Origin of the sequence: Bacillus sp. RK1064, from assembly GCF_051488405.1 — a bacterium.
GTDB lineage: Bacteria > Bacillota > Bacilli > Bacillales > Bacillaceae > Bacillus.
Map to the genome: position 1 here is coordinate 512,836 of NZ_JBPSCZ010000001.1, position 18,426 is coordinate 531,261.

Genomic DNA, 18,426 nt, shown 5'->3' on the forward strand with positions numbered 1-18,426 from the left:
GAGGAGCCTGAGAATGAAAGCCATTTTTTCACCTTCACTAATGTGCATGGATTTAACGCACTTCCGCGAACAAATTCATATACTCAACACAAGAGCAGATCGATATCATGTCGACGTCATGGATGGTCATTACGTGAAAAATATCACCTTATCGCCCTTTTTCATAGAACAGCTTCGAAAACTAACAGATAGACCAATTGATGTTCACCTTATGGCGGAATACCCCCAAGAATTTTTAATCGATGCCTGCATTGATGCAGGCGCAAGCATGATCTGCTTACACCCAGAGGTCGTGCAAAGAGACGTTTTTAGAATCATTCGGCATATCCATCAAAGAGACTGCAAGGTCGGCTTTGTCTTAAATCCCGCCACACCAATTGCAGCGTTAGATTCCTATCTACATTTAATAGACCGAGTGACGATCATGACGATTGATCCAGGCTTTGCAGGTCAGCCTTTTATTAAAGAAATGCTTCAGAAAATTAAACAGGTGAAAGAGATAAAAGAGAAGAGAGGATACACGTTTTCAATTGAAGTAGACGGCTCTTGTAATGAGAGCACGTTCCGGCTGCTTGCTGAGGCTGGAAATGAGATCTATATCATCGGCAACTCAGGTTTATTTGGACTTCACAATCAACTCGATAAAGCTTGGGAGACAATGAAGCAATTGTTTGCAAAAGAAACAGCCTCAATTGAATCACGTTAGTAAAAGAGGATGTAATCCATCCTCTTTTTTACGCAATTTTACTAAAACACCACAATCTCACCAAAACATACCCAAATATAAAATAAAAAATTACAAATCCACAATTGAAAGCGCTTTACTTATATGTTATCCTTCAAATATCTTTAGTAAATATTTAGTCAAAATCTAAGAGGAGTTTGCCTATGACCACACTCAAAGATATTGCCCATGATGCAAAAGTGTCCGTATCCACTGTATCCCGTGTGTTAAATGGCGATCAAACACTTTCCGTTTCACACGCAACAAGACAAAACATCCTCGACATTGCAAAGAAGCTAAACTATACCCCAGTGAGAGCAAGAAAAGCCGATCAAGCAGAAGAAAAACCTCCATCTGAATCCCCAGTCATCGGTATCGTTGTCGCTCAATCCATTGACGAAGAATTAAATGATCCCTTTTTTTCATCGATTAGAAAAGGAATTGAAAAAGAATATGCCAAACAAGGGCTGTCCACCCTCCATACCTTTCGCCTGAGAAGCATGGATAAAGGCGCGATGCTAAAGGGTATTGACGGTTTGATTGTCATTGGACGAATCAGCCCCGATACAGTTGAAAAAATGACAAACCGAATGGAACACATTGTTTTTATTAATCATTATGCGGATGAAGATTTGTATGATTGTGTACATGTTGATTTTGTAAGAGCGGCAGATCGAGCAATTCGCCATCTGCAATCGCTTGGCTATACACATCTAGGCTATATTGGCGGAAAGGAGCGGGAGCATTATTTCGAAGGAAACGCTGTGATTGAGGACGAAAGACAAACGACGTTTATGAGAAGAATGCAGGAGGCAGGATGTCTTCATCTGGATGACATCCACATTGGGGAATACTCCATGCAAGAAGGCTATACGCTTATGCAGCAAGCCATTAAAAAAGGAAACCTTCCACAAGCCTTTTTTATCGGAAGTGATTCAATGGCGATCGGTGCAATGCGTGCGCTCAACGAAGCCGGTCTGCGTGTTCCTTTCGATGTATCCATTGTTGGGTTTAATGACATTGAAGCTGCTTCATTTTCAAGTCCGCCGCTTACAAGCGTAAAAGTATACACAGAAGAAATGGGGGAAGTCGGCTTGAAGCTTTTGCTTGAGCGAATAAACGGAAGAAAGCTCCCTCTAAAAGTCGTCGTGCCAACAAAACTCATCGAACGGGGCAGCACATGTCTCATCCATGAAAGGGGGTGAACCAAGATCTCAGCAAACAAAAAAGAGACAAAAAAGCAGAAAGCAAGCTGCTTCACATGATGGCCAGATCATGCGAAGAACAAGGCAGCCTGCCGTTATGCTCTCTTATCTCTTTGAAAAGAATAGAATTCCAGTATAATGGACTTCTTTTGTTTCCGCAACTGCATGAATTCTACCGATTATCGTCTGAATTTTCAGTGATCAAAAGGAGGAAACCATGAATAAAAAAATCATGCTGCTCACTGCGGCCTTTGTCTTGACCATTTTTTTGTCTGCTTGCAGCAATAACGGTACGTCTGAAGCAAACGGAAAGGTCACCTTGACTCTCTTTTCGACAATGAGCAACAGCGGGGAAAGAAAAGCGTTTGAAGAAGTGATTCGTGAGTTTGAAAAAGAGCATCCACATCTTCGAATCGATGCCAACTTCCCAGGCAACAGCTATGAAGATACGATTCGTGTCAAAATGGGGGCAAACGATATGCCGGATCTGTTTGACACACACGGCTGGGCCAAACTCCGCTATAGCGAGTATGTCGCTGATCTAAAAGAGATGAATTGGGTCAAACAGCTTGATCCTTCACTCGATCAGATTTTAAAGGATCAAGATGGCAAAGTATACGCATATCCGCTGAATCAAGCAAAAGACGGGCTTAGCTTTAATGCCAATCTATTAAAGGACTATGACATTGAGGTACCTAGAACACTTGATGAATTCCAATCGGCTTTGCTGACAGTGAAGGAAAAGAGCAAAGGAGAGGTTGTGCCGCTCTGGATACCAGGAGGAGACAACTCAAATATCGCCCAAGTCTTTGATGAACTAGCCACACCTTTATTAATCACCGATCCAAAACATCAATACGGAAAAGAACTTGAAAACGGATCTTTTGATTGGTCTCACTATACACCGCTTGCACAGTTCATGAAGGAGCTGAAGGATCAAGATCTTTTAAACAAAGATGTCCTGACAGCGAAACTATCTCAAGCACCTGAACTGATGGCACAAAACAAAATAGCCTTCACCTTTGTCGGAGGTTCTTTAGGACCTGAAGCGTCAGAACTCAATCAATCGATCAAAGTAGGCACGATACCTGTTCCTGCCATTCATGAAGGAGATGAGCAAAGCTGGATTGGGGGAGAACGTTTTACTGTCGCTGCCTGGAAGGACTCCAAGCATCTAAAAGAAGCAAAACAATTCATCGATTTTCTCGCAAAGCCTGAAAATGCGGAAAAAATCGCAGAAGGCACATCCTCTGAAGCAGCCTTAACGCATGTAAAAGCGAAAAAATATTACTCTACGTTTTACGATCAATACGAACAGTTGAAGATTGAACCTTACTTCGATCGAAAATACTTACCAAGCGGAATGTGGGCTGTCATGGCAACGACGGGTCAAGAATTATTAGCAGGCTCCATCACACCAGAACAATTATCGAAGAAGATGGAAGAGGAATATAAGCGTCTGAAAAAACAATAGCAGGCCCATGCTGAAACAGGAGTGAAGCCAATGAATGACATCACAAAAGCAAAGCAGCCAGCCGCATTTACCTCTTTACCAAAACAAAAGATGCAAAAAAGCCGGAATTCATCACTTTGGTGGATGTACATGCCAGCTGTACTCGTCGTCAGTACCTTTATCATTTATCCTTTTTTGAACGGCATTCAGCTATCTTTTACGAATTGGAACGGGTTCTCACAAACTTATGAATGGATTGGGCTTGATCAATATAAACGTCTGCTTCAAGACCCAACGACATGGCTTGTTGTCAAAAACACGCTTCTCTACGGAATTGGGAGTACAATCTTACAAAATATCATTGGACTTGGATATGCTCTTTTATTAAATCAAAGCTTAAAGATGAGAGCGATCACAAGAACAGTCATCTATTTACCTGTCATGATTAGTCCGATTGCGATGGGCTATATTTGGTATTTTGTGTTTGCTTACCAAGGCGGTGCCTTAAACGATGTGGTGACGTTTTTTGGATTTGACCAAATGAATGCGCTTGGCAATCCGCAATTAAACACATGGATCATTGTGCTTGTCAACACCTATCAATTCGTCGGAATTGCGATGATCATTTATTTAGCAGGCCTTCAAAGTATTCCTAAGGATTATTATGAGGCGGCACAATTAGACGGCGCATCAAGCCTCCAGCAATTCAGACGGATCACATTGCCGCTGCTTATGCCGTCTATCACTATTAATGTTGTGCTTAATGTCATTGGCGGGCTGAAACTTTTTGATGTCATTGTGGCACTAACAGGCGGCGGACCTGGAGATTCCTCGCAATCGATGTCGACCTTTATGTATGATCTGTATTTCAAACGTCAGGATGCAGGCTATGCAGCAACGCAAGGAGTCTTCATGGCGGTCATCATCCTTGTCATTAGTGTCGCAGCACTGATTTATTTCAAACGAAAGGAGACCGAGGTGTGATGGATAACGCCTTTAAACGCAAAAAGAGATGGTACACCTTCCTCGCACTTTTGGTGACATTGCTTCACCTCATTCCATTTTATATCTTGGTGACGACATCATTAAAGGGGATAGGAGATTTCAGTTCAAAATGGCTGTTTCCGAAAGCGCTCCATCTTGAAAACTTTCGCACGGCATGGACAGAGGCTCAGCTTGGCCAGTCCTTTTTGAATACAGTGATGATTACGTTTACCTCCGCTGTATTACTCATCATACTTGGATCTCTTGCAGCCTATCCGCTCGCAAGAAGAAACACAAAGCTAAATAAAGCAGTTTATGTTTTATTCATCACCATTATGGTCATTCCACCGCTCACAGCCCTTGTCCCGCTCTATAAAATGGTCGTTCAAATCGGGATGATGAACACCTATCAAATCGCTATTTTAAATAATGTCGCTGCTTTTTTGCCGCTAACCATTTTCTTATACGCAGGCTTTATCCGGTCGACCATTCCAAAGGAGCTTGAAGAAGCAGCCCGTATTGATGGAGCGGGGACACTCAGAGTTTTTTTCACTGTCGTTTTTCCTCTTCTGAAGCCCATTACCGCTTCTGTTTTAATCATTGCCTGTGTGTATATTTGGAACGACTATCAATTTGCCATCTTCTTTTTGCAAGATAAAGAAATGCATACACTCACAGTCGCCTTATCCCATTTTTTTGGTCAAAATCAGCATCAGCTCCAGCTCGTTGGTGCCGCTGCGCTCATTGCGATGCTGCCAATGGTTACGATGTTTTTACTGTTGCAAAAATATTTTATCGCAGGGCTTTCACAAGGCTCTGTCAAAGGGTAGTTCAATAAGGATGTAAAAAGGAGAGTCGTCAATGTCTAAAATTACATTTATCGGTGCAGGGAGTACCGTGTTTGCTAAAAATATATTAGGAGATTGTTTGTTCGTCCCTGCACTTAGCGGCTTTGAATTCGCATTATATGATATCGACCACAACCGGCTGAATGAATCAGACACGATGCTTCGGCATTTAAAAGAGAACTACGGTGCAAATGTGACCATTAAGCCCTATCACAACCGAAAAGAAGCCTTAAAGGATGCGAAATATGTCATCAATGCCATCCAGGTTGGAGGCTATCGGCCAAGCACTGTGATTGATTTTGAGATTCCGAAAAAATACGGATTAAGACAAACGATTGCGGATACGGTTGGCATCGGCGGCATCTTCCGCTTCCTTCGAACAATTCCTGTGATGTTTGATTTTGCAAAGGAGATGGAAGAGGTTTGTCCAAATGCTTTATTATTAAATTACACAAATCCAATGGCCACACTGACAGGTGCGATGCTGCGCTATACACCGATTCAAACGGTGGGTCTTTGTCATAGTGTGCAGGTGTGTACAAAGGATCTATTTGAATCACTTGAAATGGATCATGAAGGCATTGAAGAAAAAATTGCCGGCATCAACCATATGGCATGGTTATTAGAGGTGAAACGGGACGGAAAAGATTTGTACCCAGACATCAAAAGAAGAGCGAAAGAAAAGCAGCAAGCGCGGCATCATGATATGGTACGTTTTGAGCTGATGGATAAATTCGGCTACTATGTCACAGAATCCTCAGAGCACAATGCCGAATACCATCCTTATTTTATCAAATCACGCTATCCAGAACTGATCGGTCAATTTAACATTCCGCTCGATGAATACCCGAGACGCTGCGAGGAACAAATCAACAACTGGAATACAATGAAGCATGACCTTGTGGGCAATACACAGATCACACATACTCGCTCAAAAGAATATGGTTCTCGTATCATTGAAGCGATCGAAACGAACGTTCCCTTTAAATTTGGCGGGAATGTGCTGAACACAGGAGGACTCATTCACAATCTGCCTGAAAAAGCGTGTGTCGAAGTACCATGTGTTGCAGATCGCAGCGGCATCATGCCTTGCTATGTCGGAGAGATCCCTGAACAATTGGCTGGACTCAACCGGACCAATATCAGCTCACAGCTCATGACAATCGAAGCAGCAATTAGCGGCAAAAAAGAGCACATTTATCAAGCGGCATTACTTGATCCACACACAAGCGCTGAACTATCCATTGATGACATCATCAAATTATGCGATGAACTCATTGAAACACATGGTGAGATGCTCCCGCATTTTGCAGAACCGAATCAATATGCTGCATCAACCAACTTACAGAAATAAACCAGCCTCTACCTGATGCAACGCGCATCAGGTTTTTTATGCTGCAAAAAGAGGATTGACTGAAAGCGTTTTTAATATTATGATTTTTCTAAAGTTAACCAAAAGTTAATCGAAAAATCACCATGAATGAATCACATTCGGGAATCATTTCTCACAAACAAAGGGATAGGGCGTCAACCTTTCACACGTTAGAGCAAGCTTTTATCACAACGTAAACCAAAACGACAATAATATTTGACAAAGAGTGTATACAGATGGGCGCCCGTTAGATGAGACAATTACAACCATACACATCCTATAAGCATGACATTCTTTCATAAAAAGGAGAGAGGGAACATGACCAAAACAGATGTACAAATGTTGAAAAATTATATTGGCGGACAATGGATTGAGGCAGAAACAAGTCAAACAGAGGCAGTATATAACCCAGCTACTGGCGAGATCATCGCAGAAGTGCCGCTTTCAACAAAAAAGGATGTCGAACGTGCAGTACAGGCAGCAAAAGAAGCATTTACCACTTGGTCGAAAACACCCGTTCCCCGCCGTGCACGCATTTTATTTAAATATCAGCAGTTACTCGTTGAAAAATGGGATGAACTGGCTGAACTCGTAACGCTTGAAAACGGAAAAAGCATAACAGAAGCAAAAGGAGAAGTGCAGCGAGGGATTGAATGTGTGGAATTTGCCGCTGGTGCACCGACCTTAATGATGGGAAAACAATTACCAGATATCGCATCTGGACTCGAATCTGGCATGTACCGCTATCCGATTGGTGTCATTGGCGGCATTACGCCATTTAACTTTCCGATGATGGTCCCGTGCTGGATGTTCCCGCTTGCCATTGCCTGCGGAAATACGTTTGTTTTAAAACCTTCAGAACGAACGCCCATTCTTGCCGCGCGGTTAGCCGAGCTATTTGAAGAAGCGGGTCTTCCAAAAGGTGTTCTCAACATCGTCAATGGGGCTCACGATGTCGTCAACGGTCTGCTTGAACATCAAAAGGTCAAAGCCATTTCATTTGTCGGCTCTCAGCCAGTCGCAGAATACATCTATAAAAAAGGCACAGAGCATGGCAAACGTGTCCAAGCACTTGCAGGTGCAAAGAATCACTCCATTGTCCTCAAAGATGCAGATTTAGATGCGGCAACGAAACAAATCATTGGTGCTGCCTTTGGATCAGCGGGAGAGCGCTGCATGGCCGCGGCCGTTGTCGCGGTGGAAGAAGAAGTGGCAGATGAGTTCATTCAAAAATTAGTTGATGAATCGAACGAGCTCGTCATTGGAAATGGAATAAATGAAGATGTCTTTCTTGGTCCAGTCATTCGAAAGGAACATAAAGAACGAACGCTTCAATATATCCAGTCAGGGATTGAAGAAGGAGCAAGCCTCATTCGTGATGGTAGGAATGACCTTGAAACAAAGGGAAAAGGGTATTTCGTTGGACCGACGATTTTTGACCATGTCACAAATCAAATGAAAATTTGGCAGGACGAGATTTTCGCCCCAGTCTTATCAATTGTCCGTGTCTCTTCACTAACAGAAGCGATCGACCTGTCCAATCAATCAAAATTTGCGAACGGTGCCTGCCTTTACACGGACAGCGCATCAAGCATCAGAGAATTTCGCGAAAACATCGAAGCAGGTATGCTCGGCGTCAATATCGGTGTGCCCGCACCAATGGCATTTTTCCCGTTTTCCGGCTGGAAGGATTCTTTCTACGGGGACTTACATGCGAACGGAACAGACGGAGTAGAGTTTTACACAAGAAAGAAAATGGTGACCGCTCGTTATATGTAATCTACATTCATTGAATAAGAAGAAAAAATGCAGTTCCAAAGTGGAGGACTGTATTTTTTTATTGTCTCCTAGTCAAAAAGTAAGGGTTTTCATGATGGTTTTAGCAGTGATTTTCCCTAGAAATCATCCTTTGTATTCATTCTTCATCAGCTCATATCAACATAATTTGAAATTGGGCGTAAACCCCAATATTAGGAAGATGAAAACAGGAGGAAAATGACACGATGAGGAAGAGGATGAAGTGCGGTGTAGGTTTTTTGATTCTTGCTTTGGTGCTGAGCTGTATACCGGTATATGATGCGAGTGCAGCAAGTACCCCCATTGCAAAACGAGTAGGAAATGCAAATCCACTCATAGACCATCACCTGGGGGCGGATCCGTTTGCGCTCACCTATAACGGAAGAGTGTACATTTATATGTCGAGTGATGACTATGAATATCACAGCAATGGAACGATTAAGGATAATTCTTTTGCGAATTTGAATAGGGTCTTTGTCATCTCTTCGGCGGATATGGTGAACTGGACAGATCACGGAGCGATTCCAGTAGCTGGCGCAAATGGGGCCAATGGCGGGAGAGGGATTGCCAAATGGGCAGGCGCTTCCTGGGCTCCATCCGCTGCGGTGAAAAAGATCAATGGGAAGGATAAATTTTTCCTTTATTTTGCTAACAGCGGCGGAGGGATTGGCGTCTTGACAGCAGACAGCCCGATTGGACCTTGGAAAGATCCTATCGGAAAAGCGCTCGTCACGCCAAATACACCAGGGATGTCCGGTGTTGTATGGCTTTTTGATCCAGCCGTATTTGTAGATGATGACGGAACCGGTTATCTATATGCCGGAGGAGGCGTTCCAGGCGGTTCAAATCCAACGCAGGGACAATGGGCCAATCCTAAAACAGCGAGAGTTCTGAAACTAGGACCTGACATGACTAGTGTGGTTGGCAGCGCATCAACCATTGATGCTCCTTTTATGTTTGAAGATTCGGGTATGCATAAGTATAACGGTACCTATTACTATTCCTATTGCATCAATTTTGGCGGCTCCCACCCAGCAGATAAACCACCTGGTGAGATCGGTTATATGACGAGCTCAAGTCCAATGGGCCCCTTTACGTATAAAGGACACTTCCTGAAAAATCCGGGTGCATTTTTCGGCGGCGGCGGTAACAACCATCATGCTGTGTTCCATTTTAAAAACGAGTGGTATGTCGTGTATCACACGCAAACGGTGAGCTCTGCCTTATATGGGGCAGGGAAAGGCTACAGATCTCCCCACATTAATAAGCTTGTCCATAATGCTGACGGCTCCCTTCGAGAGGTCGCAGCCAATTTTGAAGGCGTTAAACAACTTTCCAACCTGAACCCTTATCAGCGGGTAGAAGCCGAAACATTCGCTTGGAATGGACGCATTTTAACAGAGGCCTCCTCAGCACCAGGTGGACCAGTCAATAACCAGCATGTCACAAACATTCAAAACGGTGATTGGGTGGCTGTCAGTAATGTCGATTTCGGATCGAGCGGTGCCAGAACCTTTAAAACCAATGTAGCATCCGCTTCAGGCGGACAAATAGAAGTACGTCTTGGCAGTCCAGACGGCAGAATTGCCGGAACACTCAATGTCCCTTCCACAGGCGGAAACTGGCGAGAAATAGAAACGGCAGTGAACGGAGCAGCAGGAGTGCACAACGTATTTTTTGTCTTCAAAGGAAATGGTGCCAACCTATTCCAATTTGATTCCTGGCAGTTTACTCAAAGGTAAACAAAATCAGATGCTGCGGCATCGATCACTGGTTGATGGGAGAGTGGGAAAATTTGATGTCCATAATCAAAAAAACAATTTGTACTTTATTGGTCTGCTGCACTATGCTGTCTGTCATGTTCATAGGGCCTGGGGTAACTGAGGTTTCAGCAGCAAGTGATGCGAATATTAATGTCAATGCGGAAAGACAAGTGATTCGCGGCTTTGGCGGAATGAACCACCCGGCTTGGATTGGTGATTTAACTGCCCCTCAAAGGGAAACCGCCTTTGGCAATGGGCAGAATCAATTAGGATTCTCCATTCTACGAATTAATGTAGACGAGAACAGAAATAATTGGCACAGAGAAGTTGCTACCGCCAAAAGAGCAATAGAGCATGGCGCTTTAGTGATCGCTTCGCCTTGGAATCCTCCAAGCCATATGGTGGAGACTTTCAACCGTAATGGTGCGTCTGCAAAGCGCTTGAGATACAATCAATACGCCGCATATGCTCAGCATCTGAATGATTTTGTGACATACATGAAAAATAATGGTGTCAACCTCTATGCCATTTCTGTACAAAACGAGCCTGATTATGCACACGAATGGACATGGTGGACGCCTCAGGAAATCCTGCGATTCATGAGAGAAAATGCCGGCTCCATTAATGCACGCGTGATTGCACCAGAATCTTTTCAATACCTTAAAAATATATCAGATCCTATCTTAAACGATCCGCAGGCGCTTAGAAATATGGACATTCTCGGTGCCCATCTGTATGGAACCCAGATCAGCCAGCTTCCGTATCCTCTTTTTAAACAAAAAGGAGCGGGGAAAGAGCTGTGGATGACAGAGGTATATTACCCGAATAGTGATAACAATTCAGCGGACCGCTGGCCTGAGGCATTAGGGGTGTCAGAGCATATTCACCATTCGATGGTGGAAGGTGATTTTCAGGCGTATGTTTGGTGGTACATCCGCAGATCATACGGTCCTATGAAGGAAGATGGAATGATTAGCAAACGTGGCTACAACATGGCGCATTTCTCCAAGTTTGTGCGTCCAGGGTACGTCAGAATTGATGCAACGAAAAGCCCTGAACCGAATGTTTTCGTCTCAGCCTATAAAGGGGACAATAAGGTCGTCATTGTAGCGATTAATAAAAACAATACAGGCGTCAATCAACACTTTGTCATGCAAAATGGAACCGCTTCACAAGCGTCAAGATGGATTACGAGTAGTAACAGCAACCTTCAGCCTGGAACTGACTTAAATATATCAGGTAATCAATTTTGGGCTCATCTCCCGGCTCAAAGTGTGACAACATTTGTGGTCAAACGCTAAAAAAACACCAAAAGCCAATTTTCTCATTAAAAAAGAAAATTGGCTTTTTTCTGTGCAAATAGAAAGTTGATTTTTCACGATGTCTACACTTTGGGTATAATAATAACAATGACTTCAGGAGAGTGATCATAATGCCAAAGCTTCAAAGCAAAGTATTGATTATAGATGACGAAAAAGAAATTTTGGAATTAATCCATACAGTATTAACAAGAGAAGGCATTGACCGGGTGATAACAGCTTCAACTGCCCGTGATGGGCTCACGCAATTCCATCAAGAACATCCCGATCTCGTCATACTGGATATTATGCTGCCAGACGGTGAAGGCTACGATATTTGCAAACAAATCAGAGACGTCTCGCATGTTCCGATTATCTTTTTATCAGCAAAGGGAGAGGAATCAGACAAAATTGTAGGACTTGCCATTGGCGGCGATGATTACATTACAAAACCTTTCAGCCCAAAGGAAGTCGCCTACCGGGTAAAAGCCCAGCTGAGACGGTCATCATACTTACAGCCTTCTCAAGCTGATCCCGTGATCAAAAAAGGGCCATTTGAGTTAAACGAGCAGCAAGCCGAACTGACGAAAAACGGAGCGGTAATTGAGCTCACACCGAAAGAACTTATGCTGATGACCTATTTCTTGCAGCACCCGAATCGAGTGATCAGTAAAGAAACGCTTTATCAAACCGTTTGGGGAGAAGATTTCTTCGGTTCTGACAATACGGTGATGGTTCATATACGAAGACTTCGGGAGAAAATAGAGAATTCCCCATCTACACCAGAGTTTCTCGTGACGGTCAAAGGGCTGGGCTATAAATTTGTTGTAAAGGATGCGTAAGGATGAAATGGCGATTAACAGGCAGATATATGGTCTCTGTCATTATCGTGACCATTATCACGGTCTTTATTAACTTATTTGGATTCATGATCTGGCTTGTACTACAAGCAAGCAGCCAGCAAAACGAAGAAAATACGCCCGAAACCTTCACAAGAACATTTGAACAATACATAACCTTTTCCGATCAAGGCATCACTGTGAACAAAGAAGGACAGCAAGCCTTAAAACAACAAAATGCGTGGATTCAAATATTAGACGAAAATGGACAAGACGTCTATCATGCACACGCACCTAAAGGAATAAAGAGCAAATATACACCTATAGAAATCGTGAACATACATAAATATAAAGATAAGCAATTGCTATCGACCATTTATGCCGGCGGAAAAAAAGGAAAGGGTAAGGAATACAGCTACTTTATCGGGTTTAAGGACCCTTCCATCGGAAAATATTTATTTTCGTTCGACACGAAGGACTTAATATCAAGATTCAATATCGGGACGATGATTTTACTATCGATCGATGCCATCATTGCCTTATTCATTGGATACTTATTCAGCCGGCAGCTCATCAAACCGCTCGGCCGTGCCATTCATGGAATCCAGCGGCTCGCAAACGGAGATTATACGACAAAGCTGCCAACTAAGGGAATATATAAAGATGTCTTCTATAATGTCAATCACTTATCAGAGCAGCTCGCTTCAAGCCAAAAAGAAAAAGACAAATTAGAGCAAATGCGGGAAGAGTGGATCAGTCATATTTCTCATGATATTAAAACACCATTATCCTCTATTCAAGGCTATGCAGAAATCATCAAAGATCCAAATTATCCTCTTTCAGATCAAGACATCAGACATTATGCCAGCATCATAGAGAATAAATCACTGTACATCAAAGATGTCATGGAGGATCTAAATTTAACAACAAGGCTGAAAAATAACGACGTGATGCTGCATAAAGAGCTAGTGAACATTGTGCCGTTGCTGCGGGAAACGTTAATTGATCTCCTAAACGATTCGAGATATGCAGAACAGACGATTGAGCTGCAAACGAATGTAGACAAGCTCATGCTAAATATTGATACGATCCTCATACGAAGAGCGGTCACCAATCTCATTTTAAATGCCCTTGTTCACAATGATTCTGATGTGAAAATCATTGTACAGCTGGAACAAAAAGAAAATACCCACATCACGATTAAAGATAACGGCAAAGGAATCGAAGAGGCAGAGCTAGAAAAAGTGTTTGACCGCTACTATAGAGGGACGAATACAGGAGGGACACATGCAGGCTCTGGTCTCGGAATGGCCATTGCAAAGGATATTATCCAAAAGCACGGCGGGGATATTACGATACGCAGTATAATAGGGGAAGGAACAACGATTGATATCCAATTACCCGCATGAATGGACATACAAAAAAACGGTTCTGATCAATCACAGAACCGTTTTTCCCATCTATTATTCTGAAAACACTTTAATGCCTTTGACAATGTTCCAAATAAAGAAGTAGATCGCCACAAGGAATGTCACAGCATACGTTGCAATTAAGAACGGACCAGCATGTCTGATATCGTTCATGCCAAGTAAACCTGAACCAAGGATGCCAATGCCAAAAATCAAATAAGGAATAAAATGTGTCCATAGCGATTTTTTCGCATGATATTTCACTTCGTCCTTCCCTAAGAAATAGACGATAATCGGAAACAAAAATGGCGCAAAAAAGATACTGAAGTAACATAATGAAGACAAAATTTTATTTTCTCTCAAACCTTTTCACCTCTATTATTGATTTAGAAGGGGGGAGAATCATTCGACTCATCCCTCCCTTCCTTACAAACCCATTGTACAACCTCAACCTTAACCTGTATTAATCCGAACCTTACAGCAACCTTAAAAATGTTAAACAATCGAACGATACATGAAAGATAAAGGAAATACAAGTTATGGAACTGCTGAGTCAAGACATAGAACCTGATACTTTAAGAAGGATTGTCCATCACAAACACGAAGAAATTGAAAGGAAAATTAAACGCTTCCGTCAAATTCAAGACCTTTTATCTAACTTGTTAAAGACCTCTGATAAAGAAATACAAGTCTACCTCGAATCATTTCGTGTGATACATCAGGATGAACAATAAAACAATTGACTTAAAGGAGAGAAAACAAATGAGTGTGGAAATTGTTAATGGAGAACGTTCTGAAGAAAGTATTCAATTTGAAAAATTATTCGCTTCCCAAAGTAATAAAGAGAGTTTTTCTAGTATTGAAAACACAAAGAAATTTCTTGATCAAAAAGGAATAGAAAATACGAAGCCTTATGCCATTGGGGATGATGTGAAGTTAATTAGTGAGATAAAAGAGCAGACATTCGAAGGCATGCAAGTTTTCACTTTGAATGACCAAACGTCACAAAAACAAAAAGTCATTCTATATATACATGGCGGCGCGTGGACAAATCAGCCTTTGAATTTCCATTGGTGGTTCATGGATAAGATGGCGCAATCACTCAATGCGAAAGTTGTGGCTCCTATTTACCCAAAAGTGCCTCATTATAGCTGCCAGGATACCTATCTGAAAATCCTAAACCTATATAAAGACCTTCTGAAAACTGTTGAAAGTGCCAATCAATTGACGATCATGGGAGATTCAGCTGGCGGAAATATCTCACTTGGTCTGGCGCACCTTTTAAAGAAGGAAGGTCTCCCGCAGCCGAAGGATATTATTTTATTATCTGCATGTGTTGACATGAGCTTAAGCAATCCTCTAATGTTTGAATATGCAAAAAAGGACCCGATTCTAGGTCCTGAAGGAATGGAAGTCATTTCAAAGATTTGGACAGCTGATAAAAATGTAACTGACCCATTGATCAGTCCCATTTACGGTGACTTTAAAGGACTTGGGAAGATTACTCATTTTATTGGAACACATGATATGTTATATCCAGATGCCATAAAGCTTGATGAAAAACTAACAGAACAAGGAATTGACATAAAAACCTTTGTTTATCCTGAAATGCTTCATGTATTTGTTGTCATGCCAATCCCTGAGGCACAAGATGCTCAGGAGAAAATCATTCAGGTGATCAATCGATAGGGGTTGAGTTTACACCACAAAAAGGTAGAATGATTTGATTAAAATAGTCGAAAGTTTAGTGAATGGGCTGCTTACTGGAAAGCAGCCTTTTTCAATTCAACATGAAATACATTCAGATAGTCAATTCACTTCGGGTTAAGTAATCCTTAAATTCCAATTTTTGTTTAAAATATACATATTTCCTATTAATATAATGAATGTTCACTTCTTCACTGGAGTTGACGAAGTGTCACCACTCCCTCAAACGTTATTTCAACTAGCTGATATTCGCTGCCTGTAAAACGCGGTCATTGAATCTACATTGATAAAAAGTACAATCGATAAACATAGCATTCTCCAATGTCATTCCTCTCATATCGCAGGAGGAGAAGTCGCAATTGGTGAAAACGGCTTCGATTTTGGCAATGCCCACAGAGCGCAAGTCGGAACGAATAAAGGTACAATGATCAATCGTACTACCGTTGGGGTGAAATCCGTCCGAGCAAAGAGCGGGTATCTATTTCAATACAGCTTGACATGTGAATCAATTATCGATATGGTGTGAATGAGTTCACATTTTACATAAAGGAGTCATTTATGCCAAAAAATACTTTCTTTCGATTGAATGAAGCAAGGCGTGAGGACATATGTAATCGTGCTATGCATCTTTTTGTTGATCATCTTTACGAGGATATAACGATGAAGATGGTTTTGGATCGTTTGTCCATGCATCCCGGAACTTTTTATCGGTATTTTGAAGACAAAGATGACCTTTATTGTCTCTTAATACGACATGTGACCAAGAAAAGAGCTGCGTATTTTCATAACAACAATGAAGATTCTCTTTATCAATTTTTCCTTACTGGCTTATTTGACAACACTAATGGCATTGCGACTGAGCCATTGAATGAACTGGAAATCAAACTCGTTGAAACATTTTTACACATTCCAGAGAACACCTTACTAAAAGTATATTTGAATGTGCTAAAGGGCGAGTCATTCCCCTTAATCAAGGACATGTTACGCCGCATGAGGGTTGATGGATATCTACGACCTGATATTGATGACGACCTCATTTCTTTTATGTTTGAATCTATGCAGTTTAATTTAGTCATGTTTTTTAGGGAATTCGATATTAAGGATTCTAACCTGCAGCATAAGATGAGCAAGTACTTTGCTGACTTTATGGGTCATGGGCTGCTTAGAGATGATAAATATGCTGAAGTTGTTAGCGATCTCAAGAAAGCCAAGGAATAAGGATGATGAACTGAAGATTGGATGTAACCATTTTACAGTTTTGAAAGCACTTATATCGCCATGTGTATTTCACATTCGCACTTTCATTTATTAAGGGGGAACAAAAGGATGAAAAGGTATGACACATTCCCAGAACCAATCGGCATCTATACCGCCGCTCGTACCCAGATGGATTTTGAGTACACAGCATCAGATGACTCAAAAAGAGAATTGACCGCGTTTGTGTACTATCCGTCCGATAGCAGCGAAGGGAAGACTCCATCAACGTACATGTTTCCTGAAGTCTACGAAATGCTTCATGAGCAGCCACTTGTCACTGAGTATCTGAAAGAGAAGAATTTTTTCTCTATCGATATCAAGACTCATTGTTACGACGACCTTGCTCTTTCTGGGAAGAAAAAGCGCTATCCAGTGTTATTTTATGTTTGCGGCGGGGGCGGTTCACCGGAATGGGGGACAGCCATCTGTACAGACCTGGCAAGCCTGGGTTATGTTGTCGTCAGTATCGGCCATCAGAATAGCACAATGTATAAACGGAAAGATGGGAAGCTGTTGAATGTATCAAAGGATTTTTCGGATGTCATTATGGCGTTTTCTGAAGATCCGGAGATGATGGAGCTGGCTGGCAAGATGAAGATGCGGCCTGATGATGAAACGGCCATTGAGATGTGCCGTAACGTCCTGGCTCTGCCAATCATTAATCAGTTAACATTATATAGTGAACGACAGGCAGAAGATGTAAGGTACGTAGCCGATCATCTTCACAAACTAAACTCTGAAGAATTGGATTCTATCTTTCATGACAGACTGATGCTTGACGTCGGCATGGGCATCGTCGGACACTCTTATGGAGGACCTACGGCAGCGGTTGTTTGCAGGGATGACGACCGGTTTGCCTGCGGGATTGGCTTGGATAGCGGGGCATTCGGCCTTCTCGACAGCGACCTCAATAAACCCTTTTTGCTACTGTTTTCTGAACCGAACTATCATATGAATGCGATCATTGGCGCTAACAACAGCATGGTAACCTATTATTTCTCCGTTGATCGTGCTGCACATTTAGATTACTGTGACATCGTGTTTACCGGCGTAGATGAGCAACTGAGAGGCACAAGGGAGGCGGTAGAGATGCGAAATCTTGTGACGGACTATACGAAGACCTTTTTTGATCATTACATCCTGCAAAATGCTGCACGTGTGGAAAGCCTGTCATATGATAGCGTAGACTTAATCAAGAAAACCAGCAACAAGTGAGATAACGGAGAAGCTGCTGATCAAAGCCGTTTCAAGCGCCAGCTTAAAGTTGAATATCTCAGCTTTTCCGTTAAATACCAAATGCTGATTGTTTGGAAAAGAAGAGACCGTACTAAAAGATCTGTATTCCAAACAGCTTGTAGTGAATGAAGAGAAAAAAATGTAAAGTGGATCAATCCATCATCTTGATGATTAAATTAAAAGGGAACCATTTCAATGATTGCTCATATTAGCCTACAAATACTTCTCCCTCCGGATAACGTATTGGGCTTTTGGTTCGTTTCATAAAGATAAATACAATGGTCAGAGAACCTACTCTGCCAATAAACATCAGAATCGAAAGAATCACCTTACCTAAAAACGTTAACTCCGGTGTTAATCCCATAGGTCAAATGAGTGCATTGGCGCTTTGATGATCCAGCAAAAGCAGAAGGAACAGAAGAAGAGAAATGGGCATTTTCCCAAAGGGTGAGAGATGAAATTGGGGGCTGATTACAGCAGTTTGCTGTGACTGAAAAATATAGTTTTACATGATAAGCCATATTGAATCAATGG

At 42.1% G+C, this 18,426-nt stretch carries 17 protein-coding genes and 1 pseudogene; 16 read left to right on the top strand and 2 right to left on the bottom strand.

Annotated elements, in window-relative coordinates; all coding sequences use genetic code 11:
* Positions 1 to 13: 13 nt before the first annotated feature.
* From alsE to ACSSTM_RS02815, 11 genes are all read left to right on the top strand, one after another.
* Positions 14 to 706, top strand: coding sequence for a D-allulose 6-phosphate 3-epimerase (gene alsE, locus ACSSTM_RS02765; RefSeq protein ID WP_034660829.1), 693 nt, complete (start codon positions 14 to 16; stop codon positions 704 to 706).
* A gap of 182 nt (positions 707 to 888) precedes the next feature.
* Positions 889 to 1,929 carry a LacI family DNA-binding transcriptional regulator gene (locus tag ACSSTM_RS02770; protein WP_187704533.1) on the top strand — a complete coding sequence of 347 codons (1,041 nt, stop codon included), beginning with the start codon at positions 889 to 891 and terminating at the stop codon, positions 1,927 to 1,929.
* A 217-nt stretch (positions 1,930 to 2,146) separates the two neighbouring features.
* A complete protein-coding gene (locus tag ACSSTM_RS02775) occupies positions 2,147 to 3,403 on the top strand; it encodes an ABC transporter substrate-binding protein (protein WP_437403981.1) in 1,257 nt (418 codons plus the stop codon).
* A gap of 30 nt (positions 3,404 to 3,433) precedes the next feature.
* Positions 3,434 to 4,366: a carbohydrate ABC transporter permease gene (locus ACSSTM_RS02780; protein WP_095285230.1), complete on the top strand. Its 933-nt coding sequence runs from the start codon at positions 3,434 to 3,436 to the stop codon at positions 4,364 to 4,366.
* On the top strand, positions 4,366 to 5,196 hold the full coding sequence (locus ACSSTM_RS02785) for a carbohydrate ABC transporter permease (RefSeq protein ID WP_095285229.1): 831 nt from the start codon (positions 4,366 to 4,368) through the stop codon (positions 5,194 to 5,196). Before ACSSTM_RS02780 ends, ACSSTM_RS02785 begins: the two co-directional genes overlap by 1 nt.
* Positions 5,197 to 5,227: 31 nt before the next feature.
* On the top strand, positions 5,228 to 6,568 hold the full coding sequence (locus ACSSTM_RS02790) for an alpha-glucosidase/alpha-galactosidase (protein WP_260336102.1): 1,341 nt from the start codon (positions 5,228 to 5,230) through the stop codon (positions 6,566 to 6,568).
* A gap of 336 nt (positions 6,569 to 6,904) precedes the next feature.
* The gene (locus tag ACSSTM_RS02795; protein WP_420734910.1) at positions 6,905 to 8,365 is read left to right on the top strand and encodes a CoA-acylating methylmalonate-semialdehyde dehydrogenase; all 1,461 of its coding nucleotides are present in this window, start codon (positions 6,905 to 6,907) and stop codon (positions 8,363 to 8,365) included.
* Between the two features lie 224 nt (positions 8,366 to 8,589).
* On the top strand, positions 8,590 to 10,125 hold the full coding sequence (locus ACSSTM_RS02800; protein ID WP_420734911.1) for a glycoside hydrolase family 43 protein: 1,536 nt from the start codon (positions 8,590 to 8,592) through the stop codon (positions 10,123 to 10,125).
* A gap of 53 nt (positions 10,126 to 10,178) precedes the next feature.
* Positions 10,179 to 11,447: a glycoside hydrolase family 30 beta sandwich domain-containing protein gene (locus tag ACSSTM_RS02805; RefSeq protein WP_106061898.1), complete on the top strand. Its 1,269-nt coding sequence runs from the start codon at positions 10,179 to 10,181 to the stop codon at positions 11,445 to 11,447.
* Positions 11,448 to 11,578: 131 nt separating this feature from the next.
* The gene (locus tag ACSSTM_RS02810) at positions 11,579 to 12,286 is read left to right on the top strand and encodes a response regulator transcription factor (RefSeq protein ID WP_034660819.1); all 708 of its coding nucleotides are present in this window, start codon (positions 11,579 to 11,581) and stop codon (positions 12,284 to 12,286) included.
* Between the two features lie 2 nt (positions 12,287 to 12,288).
* The gene (locus ACSSTM_RS02815) at positions 12,289 to 13,692 is read left to right on the top strand and encodes a HAMP domain-containing sensor histidine kinase (protein ID WP_095285225.1); all 1,404 of its coding nucleotides are present in this window, start codon (positions 12,289 to 12,291) and stop codon (positions 13,690 to 13,692) included.
* 54 nt (positions 13,693 to 13,746) lie between these two features.
* Here ACSSTM_RS02815 and ACSSTM_RS02820 read toward each other — a convergent pair whose 3' ends face one another.
* Positions 13,747 to 14,055 (bottom strand): DUF4870 domain-containing protein, encoded by a 309-nt coding sequence (locus ACSSTM_RS02820; protein ID WP_034660817.1) that lies wholly within the window; start codon positions 14,053 to 14,055, stop codon positions 13,747 to 13,749.
* Between the two features lie 176 nt (positions 14,056 to 14,231).
* Between ACSSTM_RS02820 and ACSSTM_RS02825 the strand changes: the two genes are divergently transcribed.
* Positions 14,232 to 14,426: a hypothetical protein gene (locus ACSSTM_RS02825; RefSeq protein WP_426043274.1), complete on the top strand. Its 195-nt coding sequence runs from the start codon at positions 14,232 to 14,234 to the stop codon at positions 14,424 to 14,426.
* 28 nt (positions 14,427 to 14,454) lie between these two features.
* A complete protein-coding gene (locus ACSSTM_RS02830) occupies positions 14,455 to 15,381 on the top strand; it encodes an alpha/beta hydrolase fold domain-containing protein (protein ID WP_420734912.1) in 927 nt (308 codons plus the stop codon).
* Positions 15,382 to 15,637: 256 nt separating this feature from the next.
* Here ACSSTM_RS02830 and ACSSTM_RS02835 read toward each other — a convergent pair whose 3' ends face one another.
* Positions 15,638 to 15,793 (bottom strand): pentapeptide repeat-containing protein, encoded by a 156-nt coding sequence (locus tag ACSSTM_RS02835; protein WP_420734913.1) that lies wholly within the window; start codon positions 15,791 to 15,793, stop codon positions 15,638 to 15,640.
* Positions 15,794 to 15,957: 164 nt separating this feature from the next.
* Here ACSSTM_RS02835 and ACSSTM_RS02840 point away from each other — a divergent pair, with 164 nt between their 5' ends.
* The 3 genes and pseudogenes from ACSSTM_RS02840 to ACSSTM_RS02850 all read left to right on the top strand — a co-directional run.
* Positions 15,958 to 16,617 (top strand): TetR/AcrR family transcriptional regulator, encoded by a 660-nt coding sequence (locus ACSSTM_RS02840; RefSeq protein ID WP_095285223.1) that lies wholly within the window; start codon positions 15,958 to 15,960, stop codon positions 16,615 to 16,617.
* Between the two features lie 108 nt (positions 16,618 to 16,725).
* A complete protein-coding gene (locus tag ACSSTM_RS02845) occupies positions 16,726 to 17,871 on the top strand; it encodes a choline esterase (protein WP_437403982.1) in 1,146 nt (381 codons plus the stop codon).
* A 399-nt stretch (positions 17,872 to 18,270) separates the two neighbouring features.
* A pseudogene (locus tag ACSSTM_RS02850) lies at positions 18,271 to 18,363 on the top strand (arsenate reductase); the annotation flags it as partial.
* Positions 18,364 to 18,426 lie beyond the last annotated feature (63 nt).

What these genes read in the sequence shown, in the direction of transcription:
- alsE (WP_034660829.1), top strand. Translation starts at nt 14, where the DNA reads ATGAAAGCCATTTTTTCACCTTCACTAATGTGCATGGATTTAACGCAC.
- ACSSTM_RS02770 (WP_187704533.1), top strand. Translation starts at nt 889, where the DNA reads ATGACCACACTCAAAGATATTGCCCATGATGCAAAAGTGTCCGTATCC.
- ACSSTM_RS02775 (WP_437403981.1), top strand. Translation starts at nt 2,147, where the DNA reads ATGAATAAAAAAATCATGCTGCTCACTGCGGCCTTTGTCTTGACCATT.
- ACSSTM_RS02780 (WP_095285230.1), top strand. Translation starts at nt 3,434, where the DNA reads ATGAATGACATCACAAAAGCAAAGCAGCCAGCCGCATTTACCTCTTTA.
- ACSSTM_RS02785 (WP_095285229.1), top strand. Translation starts at nt 4,366, where the DNA reads ATGGATAACGCCTTTAAACGCAAAAAGAGATGGTACACCTTCCTCGCA.
- ACSSTM_RS02790 (WP_260336102.1), top strand. Translation starts at nt 5,228, where the DNA reads ATGTCTAAAATTACATTTATCGGTGCAGGGAGTACCGTGTTTGCTAAA.
- ACSSTM_RS02795 (WP_420734910.1), top strand. Translation starts at nt 6,905, where the DNA reads ATGACCAAAACAGATGTACAAATGTTGAAAAATTATATTGGCGGACAA.
- ACSSTM_RS02800 (WP_420734911.1), top strand. Translation starts at nt 8,590, where the DNA reads ATGAGGAAGAGGATGAAGTGCGGTGTAGGTTTTTTGATTCTTGCTTTG.
- ACSSTM_RS02810 (WP_034660819.1), top strand. Translation starts at nt 11,579, where the DNA reads ATGCCAAAGCTTCAAAGCAAAGTATTGATTATAGATGACGAAAAAGAA.
- ACSSTM_RS02815 (WP_095285225.1), top strand. Translation starts at nt 12,289, where the DNA reads ATGAAATGGCGATTAACAGGCAGATATATGGTCTCTGTCATTATCGTG.
- ACSSTM_RS02825 (WP_426043274.1), top strand. Translation starts at nt 14,232, where the DNA reads ATGGAACTGCTGAGTCAAGACATAGAACCTGATACTTTAAGAAGGATT.
- ACSSTM_RS02830 (WP_420734912.1), top strand. Translation starts at nt 14,455, where the DNA reads ATGAGTGTGGAAATTGTTAATGGAGAACGTTCTGAAGAAAGTATTCAA.
- ACSSTM_RS02840 (WP_095285223.1), top strand. Translation starts at nt 15,958, where the DNA reads ATGCCAAAAAATACTTTCTTTCGATTGAATGAAGCAAGGCGTGAGGAC.
- ACSSTM_RS02845 (WP_437403982.1), top strand. Translation starts at nt 16,726, where the DNA reads ATGAAAAGGTATGACACATTCCCAGAACCAATCGGCATCTATACCGCC.